Raw genomic sequence first — 18,067 nt, 5'->3', positions numbered from 1 at the left:
CAACCCAGACCGCGACAGATCAATGCAAAATCAACTCGTTCAGAGAGATTCCGCAGTCGCTGGCGACCGACGTTAACCCCGGCTACAACAATCCGGGCACGATCCAATGCAACACGTATGGCACTATGACGACCTGCAACCGGGTCGGAGCCATAAACATCCCCGCTTCGAGCACGACCTATGACGTGAATGCCGAACTGCGAGACCGGTACATTGTTCGCTGCCTGGAGGGCCAAGGATTCGGCGTCAAGCTTGCTAGGGCATACGCCCGCTGCACCTTGCTGCGTTTCTCATGCGCCAGGGCAGGCTCGGCCAACTCGTCTGGATACCCACCATCTTGCGCCCATGTGCGGAATGACGTGCGGAAGCCATGCACCGTGAATTTTTCCTTCGCAAGCAACTTTGCCATGGCAACTTCGCCGATCGGTCGACCGCGTCGCGCGCCCTTGAATACTAGCCCCTCGCCCGCCTCGCCAAGCGTGGCGATGGCTGCTTCGGTGAGCGGTATGCGGTGCTCGCGCGGTTCCTTCATCCGCGAAGCCGGAATAACCCAAACCTTCGCATCCATGTCGATCTCCGACCAGTCGGCGAAACGTACCTCCCCTGTACGGTTGGCATTCAGGATGAGGAACCGCAGCGCCCGCCCAGCCACAGTGTCAGGGATGCCGGCGAAGAACTTCGGCAGGTCGGCGTACGACATGGATTCATGGTTGCCCGCTGCTGCTTGAGTCCCGAGCGCCTTCTCGCGGGCTTTTGCGTCCATGCGTGCCGGGTTCGGCCCCGTGCGAAGCTCCATATCGGTAGCAAGTTCAAGCACTGCGGCGATGCGATCCAGCGTCTTTTTCGCCGTCTCGGCCTTCGCGTGCCATATTGGTTTCAGGACCCGCACAACATCGGCCCTGCGAATCTCGTTGATGGGCAGCTTTCGCAATCCTTTAGCGTGCACCTCGAGCGATGACTTCCAGCCGATCTCAGTCTTCCCGCCTCGCCATTGCGGCGCGTGATCTTTTATGTATTCGTCGGCATAGGTGCCGAACAAGGGGACGCGCTTGTCGACCTGCCGGAAGGATGCCTCCCTGAAGGGATCCTTCCCCGAATGGAGAAGCTTGCGCACCTCGTCGGCTTTCTCGCGCGCATCAGCCAGGCTCACCGCCTCCAGCGGACCGAGACCCATTTCCCGCCGCCGGCCATGACGTTGATAGATGAACACCCAGTACTGCTTGTCACCGCGGGGCATCAGCCACAGCCCGCCACCGTCGCCGATTCTGCCCTTTGCGGCTTTGACCATTCCGGCCGTTAGCTTGTAGCGCGCCATTATCTCTTCCTAATTCCTTTCCTAAGCTTACGATGGCATAGGCCAGGACGGGCCAAAAGGCAACAAGAGGGAAACATTATTGTAAATCAATGCGATGATTAGCATCTACGTCTTGCCGAGTGTCCCTCGTGGCCCGTTGCGGGCTGGTGCGTGGCCCCGGTAAGCGGAGACATTTTTCCCGTGATAGGCGAGCCCTGATCGCGGCGCAATCGCCCTTCCCTGACGAATGTACCGGCCAACAATCCGGCCGCTCGGATCTTGCCCGAATTTGCTCATGGTTGGATGCCAGCGCTATACAGGGCTGTAGGGGGAACACGCGGCGAATGGGCGCTGTCGGAAATCGGCATTTCTTCAAGCAGGGATGGCTGACGGCCTTCGTCGGCGCCCTGCTTTGCCTCGTGGTGGCCTCGGCTCATGCTTCGGAGCCGGCGAGCCTCAAGGGCGTGGCGCTGATCGTCGGCCAGTCGAGATACCAGCACATAGCGGCTCTTCCCAACCCCGCCAACGACGCCCGCGACATCGCCAAGATGCTGACCGATCTCGGCTTCGACGCGCGCAGCGTCACCGACCGCGATGCGGCAAAACTGAAGCGCGACCTCGAACGTTTCGCCGAGGATGCCGAGGACGCCGACGTCGCCTTGATCTACTATTCCGGCCACGGCATCGAGGCCGGCGGCGAAAACTATCTGGTGCCGGTCGACGCCGACGTTTCTTCATTGAAGGACGCCGATCAGGCCCTGGTGCCGATTTCCGCCGTCATGGACGAACTGAAGACGACCGTGCCGGTAACGATCATGCTGCTCGATGCCTGCCGCACTAACCCGTTTCCCGCGGATGCGGTGCTGCGCCGGGCGCCCACGGCCTCGGCCTCGCCGATCGGCGCCGGCGGGCTGGAGCCGGTGCGCGGCGCCAGGGCACTGGCGGACGCGACCGCGACGGAAAATCTGGGAACGGTGATCGGCTTTGCCGCCGAGCCAGGGCGGCCGGCACTCGACGGCATCGTCGGCGAAAACAGCCCCTACGCAGCGGCACTTCTGCGCCACCTCGCGGCAATGAAGGGCACAGAGTTCGGCTCGGTCATGCGCATGGTGACCGAGGAGGTCTATCTCGACACCAAGGCAAAGCAGCGGCCATGGGTCAATGAAAGCCTGCGCCGGCTGCTCTATTTCGGCGTAGCACCGCAGGAACCGACCGGCGACGACGGGCTGATCACCGGCGAGCGGCGGCAATTGCTGCTGACGATCGCCGAGTTGCCGAACCCCAAGCGGGCACAGGTCGAACTGGCCTCGCTGCAGGACGGCGTGCCGCTCGACGCGCTTTATGGCGTGTTGAAGGCGCTCGGCACCGAAAAGATGCCGGAGGACCCCACCGACCTGCAAAAGCTGCTCGATGCTCAGGCCGAGCGCCTGAAGAAGATGATCTCCGAGCGCAACGCGATGCGCACCGACGACCCCGAGATCAGCCGCCTTGTCGCCTCGGCCGACAAGGCGATCGGCCAGGGCGCTATCGTCACTGCGCGCAACTTCCTCGACCAGGCAGTGGGCCGGGTCGAGCAGGCCAGCGGCGTGGTCGACCAGGCAGAGGATCTGGTCAGGCAGAAGCGTCTTGCCGACGCGGCGATCTATGCCAGGCGCGCCGACGCTTCGGCGCTGGTCTTCGACTATCTGTCGGCCGCCAACGATTACGGCAAGGCCTTCTCGCTGGTCGAGAAATGGGACGACAGGCTGCGCTGGAACTACAAGAACCAGGAGGCGGAAGCGCTGAACGCGCATGGCAACGCCACCGGCGACAGGCAAGCGCTGCAGCGCGCCATCGACGCCTACCGTGTCATCCTGAACTTCATCCCTAATGGCGAGCAGAACCGCGATTGGGCGATCACCCGCAACAACATGGCGGTGGTGCTGCAGACGATCGGCGAGCGCGAGCGCGAAACCGACCGGCTCGAGGAGGCCGCGAAAATCTTTCGCGATTCGCTTGCCGTGTTCGAGCGCGAAAAGGACGACATCAACTGGGCGGCGGCTCAGAACAATCTGGCCAATGTGCTGCTGAAGATCGGCGAACGCGAGAGCGACCCGAAACGCCTGAACGAGGCGGTGGTGGCGATGCGCGCCACGCTGGAGAAGCGGCCGCGCGACAAAGTCCCGCTGGACTGGGCCGCCTCGCAAAGCAACCTTGGCCTTGCGCTTTACGCGCTTTCGGAGCGCGAACCGGGCGGCGAGCGCCTGACCGAGGCCGAGGCCGCCTACCGGCTGGCGCTTGAGGAATACACGCGCGAGAAGGCCCCCGTTCAGTGGGCGATGGTCCAGAACAATCTCGGCAACACACTGGTGTCGCTCGGCACGCAACGCAACGACAAGGCGAAAATCGACGAGGCAGCCGACGCCTTCCGCGCCGCGCTCGAAATCCGCACCCGCGACACCTTCCCGCTCTCCTGGGCAAGCAGCCGTCTCAATCTCGGTAACGCGCTGAGCAGTGCTGCCCGTTTCGACCTCGGCACCGGCCTGCTCGAAGAGGCGGCTGCCGCCTATGGCGACGCGCTGACCATATTCACACGCCAGCGTTTTCCGACGGATTGGGCTTCAGCGGAGAACAATCTCGGCTCGATCTACCAAACGCTCGGCCAGCGCACGCGCGACGCTGCCAAACTTGAGCAATCGGCCGCCGCATATCGGGCGGCACGGCGCGTCTATACCAAAAAGCAATTTCCGCTCGACTGGGCGATGACCCACTACAATCTCGGCAACACGCTGCAACTGCTCGGCGGCGTGACCGACAAGCCGGTGCACTATGAGGAGGCGATCGAGGCCTATCGCGATGCACTGCGCGAATACAAGCGCGAGACGACGCCGCGGCAATGGGCGCTGGCGCAGGCCGGCCTCGGCTCGGCGCTGCAATGGCTGAGCATGAGCGAGGCCGATCCCGGCAAACTGGCCACTTCGATCGCCGCGCGCCGGGCAGCGCTGGAGGTACTGACCTTCGAGACCTCGCCCGTCGACTGGGCGAACGCGCAGAACGGCATCGGCATGAGCCTGATCAATCTCGGCAATCTCGAACGCACCGGCAAATATCTGGATGAGGCCGAAGCCGCCTTCGAGGCGACACTCAAGGTCTTCACCCGCGAAGGCCAGCCGATGCAATGGGCCTTCGAGCAGAACAATCTCGGCGACGTCCACTGGAACCGCGGCAGCTATGGCGGCGGCAATGCCGAATACCACAAGGCGATCGAATTCTTCGAGAACGCCAAGCAGGGCTTTACCGAAGCCGGCTACACAATCCCCATCCCGCTGACCGACCGCAAGATCGATCTGGTGAAGAAGCAGATAGCGAAGAAATAGGCGTTTCGGCCGCAGGTTGCACTCGGCTTGTCTTTCAGCCGGCTTTGCCGTCCCTATATGCCGGTCACCGGGGACCTGCCTGCCGGTCACCCGAAAAGGATGTCTGATGCTTCGATTTGTGCTGGCGCTGCTGTTGCTTGCCGTTTCCGCCACAGCCCATGCGACGGAAGCCGGCTGGGCGCTGCTGCGCGACGGCGGGCATGTGGTCCTGCTGCGCCATGCCATGGTCACAGGCACCACCGATGCAGCCAATTTCGACCTCGGCAAATGCGCGACCCAGGTCAATCTCTCGGAGCGCGGCAAGCAACAGGCGCGCAAGATCGGCGCGCTGTTTGGCGCCCGCGCGGCACCGGTCGAGCGCGTGCTGTCCAGCCGCTATTGCCGCTGCCTCGAGACCGCCCGCATCGCTTTCGAAAGCGAGCCGGAGCCGTTCGCACCGCTTGACCTGCTGAAGACCGACGAAAAGGAGAAGGCCGCCCAGATCGCCGCGATCGTAGCCGAAATCCGCGGCTATTCCGGATCCGACAATCTGGTCATGGTCACACATCTCGAAAACATCAAGGAATTGACCGGCATCTCGCCGCGTGAAGGCGAAGCCGTGATCGTCGAGCCGCAGGGCGACGGCCTGCGGGTACTCGGCCGCGTTACGTTCTGAGGGGTCGTCGCTCCTCACGTCGAGCGAGATAGCTGTTGCCGAAATGCCACTGCCACGAGAAGTCGTGGTTGGATTCCGATCTGATCTTGCTCTGGCTGGGCAGCCAGCCCATCTGCGCGGGGCGTATCAGGCCTTTTCCTGCCCGGAAAAACCGATTAGACAGCGCCAAACACATGCGGACAGATTCCGCCCGCAATCGAAGGAAAAGCCCTTGTCCACCACGTTCGACAAAGTCGCCAAGATCATCGCCGACACCAGCGAGATCGACATCGAGACGATCACGCCCGAAAGCCACACCATCGACGATCTCGGCATCGACAGCCTCGACTTCCTCGACATCGTCTTTGCCATCGACAAGGAATTCGGCATCAAGGTGCCGTTGGAAAAGTGGACGCAAGAGGTCAACGACGGCAAGGCTTCGACCGACGACTATTTCGTCATGCAGAACCTGTGCGCCAAGATCGACGCGCTCGTCGCCGCCAAGAACGCTACCTGAGCACAGCGCTTGACGCGCCCGACCCACAACAGCCCCCCATGAACCCCCACGACGTCGTCATATCAGGCATCGGCCTTGTCTCGTCGCTGGGCGAGGGTCCGGATGCGCATTGGCAAAAGCTTGTCCAGCCGCGCCTTGAGCCGGTTCTGGAGGCCTCGCGCTTCTCGCCCTATACAGTCCATCCGCTGCCGGAGATCGACTGGAACCTGCAGATCGCCAAGCGTGGCGACCAGCGGCAGATGGAGACCTGGCAGAGGCTCGGCACCTATGCGGCCGGCCTTGCGCTCGACGATGCCGGCATCAAGGGCAATGACGAACTCTGCGCGACCATGGACATGGTGGTGGCCGCCGGCGGCGGCGAGCGCGACGAGGCGGTCGACGCGGCCATTCTCGCGGCATCGGAAAGCCGCAATGACCGCGACGTGCTGCTCAACGAGAAGCTGACCACCGAATTGCGCCCGACGCTGTTTCTGGCACAGCTTTCCAACCTGCTCGCCGGCAACATCTCGATCGTCCACAAGGTGACCGGCTCCTCTCGCACCTTCATGGGCGAGGAAGGTGCGGGTGTTGCCGCAGTCGAGACGGCAGCCGCGCGCATCCGCTCCGGCCAGTCGACGCATATACTGGTCGGCGGCGCTTTCCAGACCGAACATTCCGACATGCTGCTCGGCTATGAACTGGCCGGCTACCTGCATCGCGGTCCGTGGCGGCCGGTCTGGCAAAGGCAAGGTGCCGAAGGCGGCGGTGTGGTGACCGGATCCGGCGGCGCGTTTCTCGTCCTGGAGCAACGCGAGCACGCGGAAAGCCGTGGCCGGAAGATCTATGCGGAACTCGGTCCGGTCTTGTCCGGCCGTGCTAGGCGCCGGCGGGGCGAACTCGACGGTGAGATCGCAGCGCTGCTGAAGCAAGCCGCATTGCCGGACGGCGAACTGCTGGCGATCTCTGGCGCTTCGGGCGCCCATGTCGCGACCGCCGCCGAGAAATCGGCACTCGAGGCCAATCCGGCGATCGCCGCACGCGGCTTTTCGACGCTGACCGGCCACATGAAGGAAGCGCAGTTCCCCTTTGCTGTTGCGCTGGCGGCCCTGGCTGTCGACCGCAAGGCCGCCTACCCTGTCTTCGACGCCACAGTCGAAAAACCGTTTTCCGGCGTCCCGAAGACCGTCCTTGCAACGGCGATCGGCTATCACCAATTCGAGGGCATGGCGCTGATCAAAGCCGCCTAGAGCATCGGACCGAAAAGTGTGACGCGCTTTTCGGGCGATCCGACGCTCCAAGAGAAACAGGTTTTTGGACAACAAATGGCCAATCTGAACGACCACATGGGCAGGCCGATCGTCGCCGTCACCGGCATCGGCGTGGTGACGTCGCTCGGTGTCGGCAAGGCCGACAATTGGGCTGCACTGACATCAGGCAAATCCGGCATCCATCCGATCACCCGCTTCCCGGTCGATCATCTCAACACCCGCATCTCCGGCATGGTCGATTTCCTGCCGTCGAGTTCCAAGGGCGCCAGTCTCCTCACCTATGAGCTTGCCGAAACCGCCGCCCAGGAAGCGATGTCGGAGGCGGGCCTCGATGCCGGCGATTTCGGCGGACCGCTTTTCCTCGCTTCGCCGCCGGTCGAGCTCGACTGGAGCGAGCGCTTTTCGCTCTACAATTCCGACACGCACGACACCGGCGCCGAGAGGCTGCTACGGGTGGCGCGCGGCCTCAGGGAACTCGACATCTTCGAGACCACCCAGTTCGGCTCGATCGCCGACCGGCTTGCCGACCGTTTCGGAACGCGCGGCCTGCCGATCACGCTGTCGACCGCTTGCGCTTCGGGCGCCACGGCGATCCAGCTCGGCGTCGAGGCGATCCGCCGCGGCGAATGCGACAGGGCGCTGTCGATCGGCGCCGACGGCTCGGCGACCGCCGAAGCGCTGATCCGCTTCTCGCTTCTGTCCGCGCTCTCCACCCATAACGACATCCCCGAAAAGGCCTCCAAGCCGTTCTCCAAGGATCGCGACGGCTTCGTGCTCGCCGAAGGCTCGGGCGCCCTTGTGCTGGAATCGCTGCAGGCAGCAATTGCCCGCGGCGCCACCATTCTCGGCATATTGCGCGGCTGCGGCGAAAAGGCCGACGACTTCCATCGCACCCGCTCCAAGCCGGACGGTTCGCCGGCGATCGCGGCGGTGCGCGCCGCTCTTGCCGATGCCGGCTTGAGCGAAGACGGGATCGATTATGTCAACGCCCATGGCACCTCGACGCCCGAAAACGACAAGATGGAGCATTTGTCGCTGTCGACGGTGTTCGGCGAGCGGATCTCGTCGATGCCGGTCTCGTCGAACAAGTCGATGATCGGCCACACCCTATCGGCTGCCGGTGCCGTCGAGGCTGCATTTTCGCTGATGACGATGCGCGAAAGCGTCATTCCGCCGACCATCAACTACGACAATCCCGACCCGGCGATCGTGCTCGACGTGGTGCCGAACACCAAGCGCAACGCCGAGGTCGGCACCGTCCTGTCGAACTCCTTCGGCTTCGGCGGCCAGAACACCTGCCTTGTCATGGCGCGGGAACCGGTCTAAGCGACCGTTCCGCTCTAGCACTGTTGTCGTGCGCATGGTCCTTTCCGAAACGGTTCTCGGTCCTGCGCAACCTGGGATCTGGCATGCGCGCATTGCAACTTATCGAGGATCGCCGTCTTGAGACGGTGGACCTGCCGCCACCGCCGCCGCCTTCGCTCGGCGAGGTGACGCTGCGCATCAAGGCCGTGGCGCTGAACCATATCGACGTCTGGGGCTGGCGCGGCATGGCCTTTGCCAAGCGCAAGCTGCCGCTGGTCGTCGGCGCCGAGGCCTCCGGCGAGGTCGAGGCGGTCGGCCCCGGCGTTTCCAGCCTTGTGCCCGGGCAATTGGTGTCGATCTATGGCGCCCGCACCTGCGGTCTTTGCCGCGCCTGCCGCGAAGGCCGTGACAATCTCTGCGAGCATGTTTCGGGCGTTCACGGCTTCCATCTCGACGGCTTTGCGCAGGAAAAGATCAACCTGCCGGCGCGCCTGCTCGTCGCTGCCCCGCCCGGCGTGAGCGAGATCGGCGCGGCGGTGGCGCCTGTCACCTTCGGCACGGTCGAGCACATGCTGTTCGACAATGCCCGGCTGCAGCCCGGCGAGACGATACTGGTCCATGCCGGCGGCTCCGGCATCGGCTCCGCCGCGATTCAGCTGGCCAAGAAGATGGGCTGCACGGTCATCACCACCGTCGGCTCGAACGACAAGATCGACAAGGCAAAGGCGCTCGGCGCCGACCACGTCATCAATTACCGCGACGACCGCTTCGAAGGCGTCGTGCGCAAGCTGACGAAGAAGAAGGGCGTCGACGTGGTGTTCGAGCATGTCGGTGCCGACACCTTTGCCGCCTCGATGCTGTGCCTTAAACGCGGCGGCCGGCTGGTCACCTGCGGCTCGACCTCGGGCGTGTCGACGCAGATCAATTTGATGCAGTTGTTCCAGCAGCAACTGAACCTGCTCGGCTCGTTTGGCTGCCGCATGGAAAACATGGCCGACGCCATGCAGAAAATGGCGTCGGGCCTGGTCGCGCCGGTGATCGACACCGAGGTCGGCTTCGACGGCATCGATGCGGCGCTGAAGCGCATGGAAGGCCGCGACGTCTTCGGCAAGATCATCCTGCGCGTCGGCTGAAATGATCGGCAACGCCTTCAGGAAGATCCGCAGGGACGTGGGATTCCGCTATGGCAGGCGGCTTCGCCAGTTCAACTACTGGCTGGTCGCGCGCGTCGCGATGATCATCATCTCCGCGTTGCGCCTGCTGCCGCCCGACAGGGCGCTCAATTTCGCCGACAGCGCCGCCCGCCGCATCGGCCCTTGGGTGCAGCGTCACAAGGTTGCTGTCGACAATCTGCGCAAGGCCTATCCCGAAAAGAGCGACGCCGAGATCGAGGCGATCGCTTCCGACATGTGGGGCAACATGGCTCGCCTCGCCGCCGAATATATCTTCCTCGATGCTCTGTTCGATTATGATCCGGCTGCGACGAAGCCGGGCCGCGTCGAGGTCAAGGGCGTGGAGCATTTCGTGCGCATTGCCGGCGAGGACAAGCCGCACATCGTCTTCACCGGGCATCTCGGCAATTTCGAGCTGCTGCCAGTGGCGGCGGCGACCTTCGGCATGAACATCACGGCGCTCTTTCGCCCGCCCAACAACCCTTACCTCGCCGACTACATCCTCTCGACCCGCCGCTCGAGCATGGGATCGCTGCTGCCGTCTTCGACCGGCGCCTCGTTCGCGCTTGCGGCCATCCTCGAGAAAGGCGGCAATATCGGCGTGCTGGTCGACCAGAAATTCACGGGCGGGCTCGAGACGACATTCTTCGGCCGCCCGTGCGAGAGCAACCGGGTTCTCGGCACCTTGGCGCGGCACTACGATTGCGATGTCTACCCGGCGCGCTGCGTGCGCCTGCCGAACAACCGTTTCCGGCTCGAGATCGAGGACAAGCTCACCTTGCCGCGCACCGTCGGCGGCAGTGTCGACGTCCGCGCCACCACCCAGCTTCTCAACGACGTGGTCGAGCGCTGGGTGCGAGAAGACCCCGGCCAGTGGATGTGGTTCCACAAGCGCTGGGAGATCAGCGGCCGCAAAAAGCGTCGGCCGCCGACAGTGCGCGACAAAGCCGCCTGAGCGGAACCATCATTTGGGCACAAACGCTATTTTGTTCTTGCTTTGTGCCGGCAGCTATGCTACTAATCTCGCTATGGTGCCATTTGGCCCCGACGAACCCGCCGTTCCGGCGGGTTTTTATTTCGGGCCCAGGACAGGCCCTAATTCGTCACGAGGATCCGCGTATTGCCGAAGCCGGCTTTGCGCACCATCGAATAGAACGCGGCGGCGTTGCTGGGGTGGAGGCGCACACAGCCATGCGATGCCGGGCGCCCCAATTGCCGGATCGCGCCGGTGCCGTGGATAGCATAGCCGCCGCGGAAGAACACCGAATAGGGCATCGGCGACATGTCGTATTTGCGCGAATACCACATCCGGGCCGTCCGCTGTGGACGATAGCTGCCGCGCGGCGTGATGTAGCCTTTGCGGGCGGTGGAAACGCTCCACCGGTAATACGAAAGCCCGTATCTTACCGTCATCGTCTGTGAGGAAATATCGATGTTCGCGACCAGGCTGGCCGCCCGGCTCTCGAACGACGAACCGAAGAGCATCGCCATCAATGCCGCTGCCATGAGAACAGTGTTTTTCATGCAATCAAACCCCTTTGATGCCCCTTGCCTGCCTGCCGTCACGCTGTTCTCCAGCGTTTTGATGGCAAGCCAGCGAGCTAACACCCACTCCCTGACGATTTCACCAATCCAAAGCAGCGAATTTGAACGATTTCCCGCAATAGTTGCCGTAACGACACGCAATCGCCTGGCAATTCGCCATCGGGCTTGCAAAACCGCCTCATCCGCTGCTCAATTCACCGAATGAACGAACCGAACGAACGGCTCCTCAAGGCAATCGATGACCGAGCCGATGATCTGGTTGCACTGACCGCGGATCTGATCCGCTTTCCGACCATCAATCCGCCCGGCGAAGCCTATCGGCCATGTGCCGAATATATCGGCGCGCGGTTGAAGAAGCGTGGTTTTGAGATCGAATTCATCCGTGCCGAAGGGACGCCCGGCGACACTGACCGTTACCCGCGCGTCAACGTCGTCGCCCGTTTCGATGGCCGGGCGCCGGGTGCTTGCGTGCACTTCAATTCGCATATCGACGTGGTCGAGCCCGGCGACGGCTGGAGCCTCGATCCGTTCGCCGGCATCGTCAGGGATGGCAAGGTCTATGGCCGCGGTGCTTGCGACATGAAAGGCGGGCTTGCCGCCTCGATCATCGCCGCTGAAGCCTTCATGGAGGTCTTTCCCGATTTTCCCGGCGCCATCGAGATTTCGGGGACGGTCGACGAGGAGTCCGGCGGCTTTGGCGGCGTCGCCCATCTGGCCAAGCTCGGCTATTTCTCCAGGCCGAAGGTCGACCACGTCATCATTCCCGAGCCGCTCAACAAGGACCGCATCTGCCTCGGCCATCGCGGCGTCTGGTGGGCGGAGATCGAGACCAAGGGCGAGATCGCGCACGGCTCGATGCCGTTCCTCGGCGACAATGCGGTGCGCCATATGGGCGCCGTGCTGCGGGCCTTCGAGGATGAGCTGTTTCCGGCGCTCGACCGCAAGATGACGCGCATGCCGGTCGTGCCCGAAGGCGCAAAACGCTCGACCATGAACATCAACTCGATCCATGGCGGCCAGACGGAGGATTTCCGGCCCGGGCTGCCCTCGCCCAACGTGCCCGATTCCTGCCGGCTGACTATCGACCGCCGCTTCCTGCTCGAAGAGGATCTCGCTACGGTCAAGACAGAGGTGACCGATATCCTCGAACGGCTGAAGCGCGAGCGCAAAAAGTTCGACTACGAAATCCGCGATCTGATGGAGGTGCTGCCGCTGATGACCGAGCGCGATGCGCCGGTGGTTAAGGCGGTCGCGCAAGGCATCATGGAGATATTCGACCGCGAGCCGGATTATGTGATTTCGCCCGGCACCTACGACCAGAAGCACATCGCCCGCATCGGCCACATCTATGACTGCATCGCCTATGGCCCGGGCATTCTCGACCTCGCCCACCGGCCCGACGAATGGGTCGGCATTGCCGACATGCTGGACTCGGCAAAGGTGATGGCCATCGGCCTCGACGTGCTGCTGAGGGGCGCCGGCCCGCGATGATCCGGCGATGGGCGGAAAAACATTCCTCCCGGCGTCGGCGGACGGTACGAAACGCAATTTACTCGGCGGCGAATTCACGCTTCTATCCGCCGGGTTTGAGCACGTGTTTTAGCATATGGGGAGTTGCACGATGAAATTGTGGAAAACCATTCTGGCCGCTGCGGCGCTGGCGTTGGCGGCCGGAACCTCGGCGATGGCCGCGCGCACCGACCTGGTCATCGGCATTACGCTCGAGCCCCCGCATCTCGACCCGACCGCAGGCGCCGCCGCGGCGATCGACGAGGTGCTCTATGCCAATGTCTTCGAGGGCCTGACCCGCATCGGCCCGAACGGCGAAGTGCTGCCCGATCTCGCCGAAAGCTGGAGCATTTCCGACGACGGCAAGGTCTACACTTTCAAGCTGCATACCGGCGTGAAATTCCATGACGGCACCGACTTCAACGCCGACGACGTGAAATTCTCGCTCGACCGCGCCCGCGCCGACAATTCCGTCAACGCGCAAAAGGGCCTGTTTGCCGCCATCGACAAGGTCGAGGTCGTCGATCCCACGACGGTGACGGTCACGCTGAAGAACCCGCAGGGCTCCTTCCTCTACAATATGGGCTGGGGCGACGCGGTTATCGTGGCGCCTGAGACAGCCGACACCAACAAGGAAAAGCCTGTTGGCACCGGCCCGTTCAAATTCCAGAACTGGGCCAAGGGCTCATCGATCACGCTGGTCAAATCGGACAATTACTGGGGCGCCCCGGTGTTTCTCGACAAGGCCGAGTTCCGCATCATTCCAGATGCTGCCGCAGCCGTTCCGGCGCTGCTTTCCGGCGACGTCCAGGCCTTTCCGTTCTTCGACCCCGACAGCTTCGCCCAGATCAAGGACGACCCACGCTTCAAGGTGGTGATCGGCTCGACCGAGGGTGAAACCATCCTGTCGATCAACAACAAGAAGCCGCCCTTCGACAAGCTGCAGGTCAGGCAGGCGATTTCTTTTGCGCTCGATCGCAAGGCGATCATCGACGGCGCCTCGGCCGGCCTCGGCGTGCCGATCGGCTCGCACATGTCGCCCGCCAGCAAGGCCTATGTCGACCTCACCGGCCTCTATCCGCACAATGTGGAGAAGGCCAAGGAGTTGCTAAAGGAAGCCGGCCTGGAGAATGGCTTCAAGGCGACGCTCAAGCTGCCGCCGCCCTCCTATGCGCGGCTTGGTGGCGAGATCATCGCCTCCGAGCTTCGCGAAATCGGCATCGATCTCGAGATCATCCCGGTCGAATGGGCGCAGTGGCTGGACCAGGTCTTCACCAAGAAGGATTACGACCTCACCATCGTTTCCCATACAGAGCCCAATGACATCGATATCTATTCGCGCAAGGACTATTACTTCAACTACGACAATCCGGCCTTCGACAAGATCATCGACGAGCTGAACCTTACCTCCGACGAGGCCAAGCGCATTACGCTGCTCGGCGAGGCGCAGAAGGTCCTGGCCGATGACGCCGTGGTCGGCTTCCTCTACGAGCTGCCGAAGGTCGGCGTCTGGGACGCCAAACTGCAGGGCCTGTGGGAAAACGCCCCGATCCAGGCCAACGACCTGACCAACGTGAAGTGGACGGATTGAGGGGTCGCTGGGCAAAGAGGCGAAGCTTGCGTTCCCGCCCACCCCCCTCTGCCCTGCCGGGCATCTCCCCCTCAAGGGGGGAGATTGGCAGTTTCCACGCTGGCACTGTCCTTGCAACGCTAGTGGTTAGCGAAAGCGGCGATGAGGGCTCAATCTCCCCCCTTGAGGGGGAGATGTCCGGCAGGACAGAGGGGGGTGGGCGGGAACGCAAGCTTCGCCCGGTTTTGTCCGGCAACACAGCGGTTCCTCAACGTCCATGACCGCCTATCTCCTCAAGCGCCTCACCATCGCCGTCGTCACGCTGGTTCTGGCCTCCATGGTGGTCTTTGCCGTGCTGGAGATCATTCCCGGCGACCCGGCGCGGCTGATGCTTGGCCTGAACGCCAGCGCCGACCAGATCGAATTGCTGCGCAACCAGATGGGTCTCAACGCTCCCGTCGTGCTGCGCTATCTGCATTGGGCCGGCGGCTTGCTGAGCCTCGATTTCGGCCGTTCCTACACCTATTCGGTGCCGGTCATCGATCTGGTCCGTGAGCGCCTCGTCGTCTCTCTGCCGCTGGCACTGATGGCGCTGGCGCTGTCCACCGTCATTGCCATTCCGGTCGGACTGTTTTCCGCCAGCCGGCGCGGCCGCACCGGCGACACGATCGCGATGGGTGCCGCCCAGCTTGGCGTCGCCGTGCCAAATTTCTGGTTTGCGCTGATGCTGATCTATCTTTTCGCCGTCTGGCTGCGGCTGGTGCCTGGCGGCGGCTTTCCCGGCTGGGGCGCCGGCGTCTGGCCGGCGCTGAAATCGCTGCTTCTGCCGGCGGTCGCTCTCGCTCTGCCGCAGGCGGCAATCCTCGCCCGGGTCACTCGCTCGGCGCTGATCGAAGTGCTGAACGAGGACTACATCCGAACCGCCCGCGCCAAGGGCCTGCCCTACCGCCTTGTCTTGTGGCGGCATGCGCTGCGCAACGCCATGATCCCGGTGGTCACCATTCTAGGCCTGCAATTCGCTTTCCTGCTTGCCGGCACCATCATCATCGAGAACGTCTTCTATTTGCCTGGCCTCGGCCGGCTGGTGTTCCAGGCGATCAACCAGCGTGACCTGATCGTGGTCGAGAGCGTCGTCATGCTGCTGGTTGCCGCCGTCATCGTCGTCAATTTCGTTGTCGATCTCTCCTATGCGGTGGTCGATCCGCGCCTGAGAGGCAGGCAATGACGCTGCACATAGACATCCCCGACGAGAACCTTGCCAGCATCCTGGCCAAGGCGTTTCGAAACCGTTCGTTCCTCGCCGGCTTCGTCGTCACCGCACTGGTGGCTGCGGTCGCGATCCTCTCCTTCTTGTGGACGCCTTACGACGTCACCAGGCTGGTCATTTCCGACAAGACCCAGGCGCCATCGTTGGCGCACTGGTTCGGCACGGACCATTTCGGTCGCGACATCCTGTCGATGATCATGGTCGGCGCCCGCAATTCGATTGCAGTGGCTCTGGTGGCGGTCGGCATCGGCATGGGCATCGGTGTGCCGCTCGGCGCCTTTGCCGCGGCGCGCGGCGGCTTCGCCGACGACGTGCTGATGCGGCTGAACGACCTGGTCTTTGCCTTTCCGGCGCTGCTTTCGGCAATCATGATCACCGCCATCTTCGGGCCGGGCGCGTTCAACGCCATCATTGCCATCGGCATCTTCAACATCCCGGTGTTCGCGCGCGTGGCCCGGGCCGGCGCCTTGGCGATCTGGCCGCGCGAATTCATCCTCGCCGCCCGCGCCGCCGGCAAGAGCAGGACGCTGATCAGCATCGAACATGTGCTGCCCAACATCGCCACCTTGCTGCTGGTGCAAGGCACCATCCAGTTCGCGCTGGGCATACTGGCCGAAGCCGGGCTTTCCTATGTCGGGCTGGGCACCCAGCCGCCGATGCCGAGCTGGGGCCGCATGCTGTTCGACGCCCAGACCCGCATGGTGGTGGCGCCGTGGATGGCGATCTTTCCTGGCATGGCGATTGTCGTCACCGTGCTTGGCCTGAACCTGCTTGGCGACGGCATCGCCGACATCCTCGATCCGAAATCGCGGCGGCAGCGATGAGCCTGCTCGAAATCGACAAGCTGTCGCTGACCATCGGCGACACCGCTATCCTCAGAGACGTCGATTTTTCCGTCGCGGCCGGCGAAGTGATGGGGCTGGTTGGCGAATCCGGCTCCGGCAAATCGATGACGGCGCTTACGGTGATGCAGCTTCTGCCCTGGGCGGCACACGCCAGCGGCCGCATCACCTTCGACGGCATCGACATCCTTGCCGCCAGCGAGGACCAGATGTGCGCACTGCGCGGCGACGACATCGGCATGGTGTTCCAGGAGCCGATGACGGCGCTCAACCCGGTCAAGACCATCGGCGAGCAGGTCGCCGAGGGTATTCGCTGGCACACCAGGGCGAGCCGCGCCGACGCCGAGGAACGAGCGCGAAAAATGCTCGACCGGGTCGGCCTGCCGGCAGCACAATTCCCGCTGTCGCGTTATCCGCACGAACTCTCCGGCGGCCAGCGCCAACGCGTTGTCATTGCCATTGCCTGTGCACTGAAACCCAAGCTGCTGATCGCCGACGAGCCGACGACGGCGCTCGACGTGGTGCTGCAGGCGCAGATCCTCGACCTGCTGCGCGACCTCGTAGCGGAAAACCGCATGGGCCTTCTGCTCATCTCGCACGACCTCGCAGTGGTGACCGAGATGGCGGACCGCATCACCATCCTGCGCCATGGCGAGGTGATGGAGGCCGGCGATACCGCGTGCACGCTGTCCGAACAGCTTCATCCCTACACGCGACAGCTGGCGCAGGCCTCGATGCATGTGCCCGCGCGGGCCAAGACACATGAGGTCGGGCAAGGTAAACCTCTTCTTCAGGTAGACAGCGTGACGCGCGATTATCCGGGACGGCGCATAGCGCTGTTGAAACGCGCAGCTCCGATCCGCGCCGTCGACGATGTCTCGTTCTCGATTGCGCCCGGCCAGTCGGTGGCGCTGGTCGGCCGTTCCGGCTGTGGCAAGTCGACGCTTGCCCGCATGGTCCTGGCGCTGGATAGGCCGACCGCCGGGACGATCCGCTTCCGTGGCGACACCCTCACCGGCAAGAGCGAAGCGGAGCTGAAGCCGGCACGGCGCGACATGCAGGTCGTGTTCCAGGACCCGTATGGCTCCTTCGACCCACGCCAGAAGGTCGAAAGATTGGTGGCAGAGCCGCTGTATGTGCTGGAGAAGACGCCGGCGCCCGCCGCGCGGCGCGAGATGGTGGCGCGTGCGCTGCACGAGGTCGGCCTCTCACGAGGCGACATGGACAAATACCCGCACGAGTTTTCGGGCGGCCAGCGCCAGCGCCTGTCGATCGCCCGCGCCATCATCACCCGGCCGAAGCTGGTCGTCGCCGACGAGCCGGTCTCGGCGCTCGACGTCTCGATCCGCGCCCAGATTCTCGACCTGTTCGCCGAGCTCAACCAGAAACTCGGCATCGCCTATCTGTTCATCACCCATGATCTGACCGTCGCCCGCGCCATCACCGACGAAGTGATGGTCATGCATGACGGCAAGATCGTCGAGCGCGGCAGGACGAGCGAAGTGCTCGACCACCCGCAATCCGAAGCGGCCAAGGCGCTGGTCGCCGCCGCTCCCGATTTGCATCGGGCAATTGCGAAAAGACTGCAGGAACAGGGGTGAGCAGACTTTATTCGCTCGGCGCACGGGCGGGAGAATGGTCATTGACAGCAAACGGTTATGAAAGGCGCGACGGGCCGGAGCCTGATCGGGTTCCTCCGCTGGCCCTGGGCGGCTCCGCTGCTCTGTTCGGCGCGGGTGCCCTGCTGCTGTTCCTGACAACGCGGGTAGCCGTCCCGGCGTTCGTCTCCGCCACGGGGGCAGAGCCTGT

At 63.5% G+C, this 18,067-nt stretch carries 14 protein-coding genes; 12 read left to right on the top strand and 2 right to left on the bottom strand.

All coding sequences use genetic code 11. From position 1 onward, the window contains the following. Positions 1 to 178: 178 nt before the first annotated feature. Entirely contained in the window at positions 179 to 1,315 is a 1,137-nt protein-coding gene (locus tag NKH13_RS17490) for a tyrosine-type recombinase/integrase (RefSeq protein WP_352913296.1), read from the bottom strand. A 323-nt stretch (positions 1,316 to 1,638) separates the two neighbouring features. Between NKH13_RS17490 and NKH13_RS17485 the strand changes: the two genes are divergently transcribed. From NKH13_RS17485 to NKH13_RS17455, 7 genes are all read left to right on the top strand, one after another. Further along, entirely contained in the window at positions 1,639 to 4,650 is a 3,012-nt protein-coding gene (locus NKH13_RS17485) for a caspase family protein (protein WP_352913294.1), read from the top strand. 106 nt (positions 4,651 to 4,756) lie between these two features. After that, positions 4,757 to 5,305, top strand: coding sequence for a histidine phosphatase family protein (locus NKH13_RS17480; RefSeq protein WP_352913293.1), 549 nt, complete (start codon positions 4,757 to 4,759; stop codon positions 5,303 to 5,305). A gap of 211 nt (positions 5,306 to 5,516) precedes the next feature. Next, on the top strand, positions 5,517 to 5,801 hold the full coding sequence (locus NKH13_RS17475; protein WP_352913292.1) for an acyl carrier protein: 285 nt from the start codon (positions 5,517 to 5,519) through the stop codon (positions 5,799 to 5,801). 38 nt (positions 5,802 to 5,839) lie between these two features. Continuing rightward, a complete protein-coding gene (locus tag NKH13_RS17470; RefSeq protein WP_352913291.1) occupies positions 5,840 to 7,027 on the top strand; it encodes a beta-ketoacyl-ACP synthase in 1,188 nt (395 codons plus the stop codon). A 75-nt stretch (positions 7,028 to 7,102) separates the two neighbouring features. Next, on the top strand, positions 7,103 to 8,374 hold the full coding sequence (locus NKH13_RS17465; protein ID WP_352913290.1) for a beta-ketoacyl-ACP synthase: 1,272 nt from the start codon (positions 7,103 to 7,105) through the stop codon (positions 8,372 to 8,374). An 83-nt stretch (positions 8,375 to 8,457) separates the two neighbouring features. Then, entirely contained in the window at positions 8,458 to 9,486 is a 1,029-nt protein-coding gene (locus NKH13_RS17460) for a zinc-binding dehydrogenase (protein ID WP_352913289.1), read from the top strand. Between the two features lies 1 nt (position 9,487). Further along, on the top strand, positions 9,488 to 10,480 hold the full coding sequence (locus NKH13_RS17455; RefSeq protein WP_352913287.1) for a lipid A biosynthesis lauroyl acyltransferase: 993 nt from the start codon (positions 9,488 to 9,490) through the stop codon (positions 10,478 to 10,480). Between the two features lie 140 nt (positions 10,481 to 10,620). Here the strand turns inward: NKH13_RS17455 and NKH13_RS17450 are convergent, their stop codons facing one another. Next, positions 10,621 to 11,049 (bottom strand): L,D-transpeptidase, encoded by a 429-nt coding sequence (locus tag NKH13_RS17450; RefSeq protein WP_023676467.1) that lies wholly within the window; start codon positions 11,047 to 11,049, stop codon positions 10,621 to 10,623. 222 nt (positions 11,050 to 11,271) lie between these two features. On the opposite strand from NKH13_RS17450, the gene NKH13_RS17445 reads away from it, so the two are divergent. From NKH13_RS17445 to NKH13_RS17425, 5 genes are all read left to right on the top strand, one after another. Next, positions 11,272 to 12,561: an acetylornithine deacetylase/succinyl-diaminopimelate desuccinylase family protein gene (locus NKH13_RS17445; RefSeq protein WP_352913285.1), complete on the top strand. Its 1,290-nt coding sequence runs from the start codon at positions 11,272 to 11,274 to the stop codon at positions 12,559 to 12,561. Between the two features lie 130 nt (positions 12,562 to 12,691). Continuing rightward, entirely contained in the window at positions 12,692 to 14,170 is a 1,479-nt protein-coding gene (locus NKH13_RS17440) for an ABC transporter substrate-binding protein (RefSeq protein ID WP_352913283.1), read from the top strand. Positions 14,171 to 14,426: 256 nt separating this feature from the next. After that, the gene (locus NKH13_RS17435) at positions 14,427 to 15,374 is read left to right on the top strand and encodes an ABC transporter permease (RefSeq protein WP_352913281.1); all 948 of its coding nucleotides are present in this window, start codon (positions 14,427 to 14,429) and stop codon (positions 15,372 to 15,374) included. Continuing rightward, positions 15,371 to 16,240, top strand: a complete 870-nt coding sequence (locus NKH13_RS17430; protein ID WP_352913280.1) for an ABC transporter permease — start codon at positions 15,371 to 15,373, stop codon at positions 16,238 to 16,240. The genes NKH13_RS17435 and NKH13_RS17430 overlap by 4 nt, the downstream gene beginning before the upstream one ends. Continuing rightward, a complete protein-coding gene (locus NKH13_RS17425; RefSeq protein ID WP_352913278.1) occupies positions 16,237 to 17,859 on the top strand; it encodes an ABC transporter ATP-binding protein in 1,623 nt (540 codons plus the stop codon). Before NKH13_RS17430 ends, NKH13_RS17425 begins: the two co-directional genes overlap by 4 nt. Positions 17,860 to 18,067: the final 208 nt, after the last annotated feature.

This window comes from Mesorhizobium sp. M1348 (assembly GCF_040317925.1).
Classification (GTDB): Bacteria; Pseudomonadota; Alphaproteobacteria; order Rhizobiales; family Rhizobiaceae; genus Mesorhizobium.
Note: the sequence above shows the minus strand (reverse complement) of the source record. Positions and strands in the feature narration are given on the sequence as shown.

Excerpts from the sequence above, each read along its gene's own strand:
- NKH13_RS17490 (WP_352913296.1), bottom strand. The coding sequence starts at position 1,315 with ATGGCGCGCTACAAGCTAACGGCCGGAATGGTCAAAGCCGCAAAGGGC.
- NKH13_RS17485 (WP_352913294.1), top strand. The coding sequence starts at position 1,639 with ATGGGCGCTGTCGGAAATCGGCATTTCTTCAAGCAGGGATGGCTGACG.
- NKH13_RS17480 (WP_352913293.1), top strand. The coding sequence starts at position 4,757 with ATGCTTCGATTTGTGCTGGCGCTGCTGTTGCTTGCCGTTTCCGCCACA.
- NKH13_RS17470 (WP_352913291.1), top strand. The coding sequence starts at position 5,840 with ATGAACCCCCACGACGTCGTCATATCAGGCATCGGCCTTGTCTCGTCG.
- NKH13_RS17465 (WP_352913290.1), top strand. The coding sequence starts at position 7,103 with ATGGCCAATCTGAACGACCACATGGGCAGGCCGATCGTCGCCGTCACC.
- NKH13_RS17460 (WP_352913289.1), top strand. The coding sequence starts at position 8,458 with ATGCGCGCATTGCAACTTATCGAGGATCGCCGTCTTGAGACGGTGGAC.
- NKH13_RS17455 (WP_352913287.1), top strand. The coding sequence starts at position 9,488 with ATGATCGGCAACGCCTTCAGGAAGATCCGCAGGGACGTGGGATTCCGC.
- NKH13_RS17450 (WP_023676467.1), bottom strand. The coding sequence starts at position 11,049 with ATGAAAAACACTGTTCTCATGGCAGCGGCATTGATGGCGATGCTCTTC.
- NKH13_RS17445 (WP_352913285.1), top strand. The coding sequence starts at position 11,272 with ATGAACGAACCGAACGAACGGCTCCTCAAGGCAATCGATGACCGAGCC.
- NKH13_RS17440 (WP_352913283.1), top strand. The coding sequence starts at position 12,692 with ATGAAATTGTGGAAAACCATTCTGGCCGCTGCGGCGCTGGCGTTGGCG.
- NKH13_RS17435 (WP_352913281.1), top strand. The coding sequence starts at position 14,427 with ATGACCGCCTATCTCCTCAAGCGCCTCACCATCGCCGTCGTCACGCTG.
- NKH13_RS17430 (WP_352913280.1), top strand. The coding sequence starts at position 15,371 with ATGACGCTGCACATAGACATCCCCGACGAGAACCTTGCCAGCATCCTG.
- NKH13_RS17425 (WP_352913278.1), top strand. The coding sequence starts at position 16,237 with ATGAGCCTGCTCGAAATCGACAAGCTGTCGCTGACCATCGGCGACACC.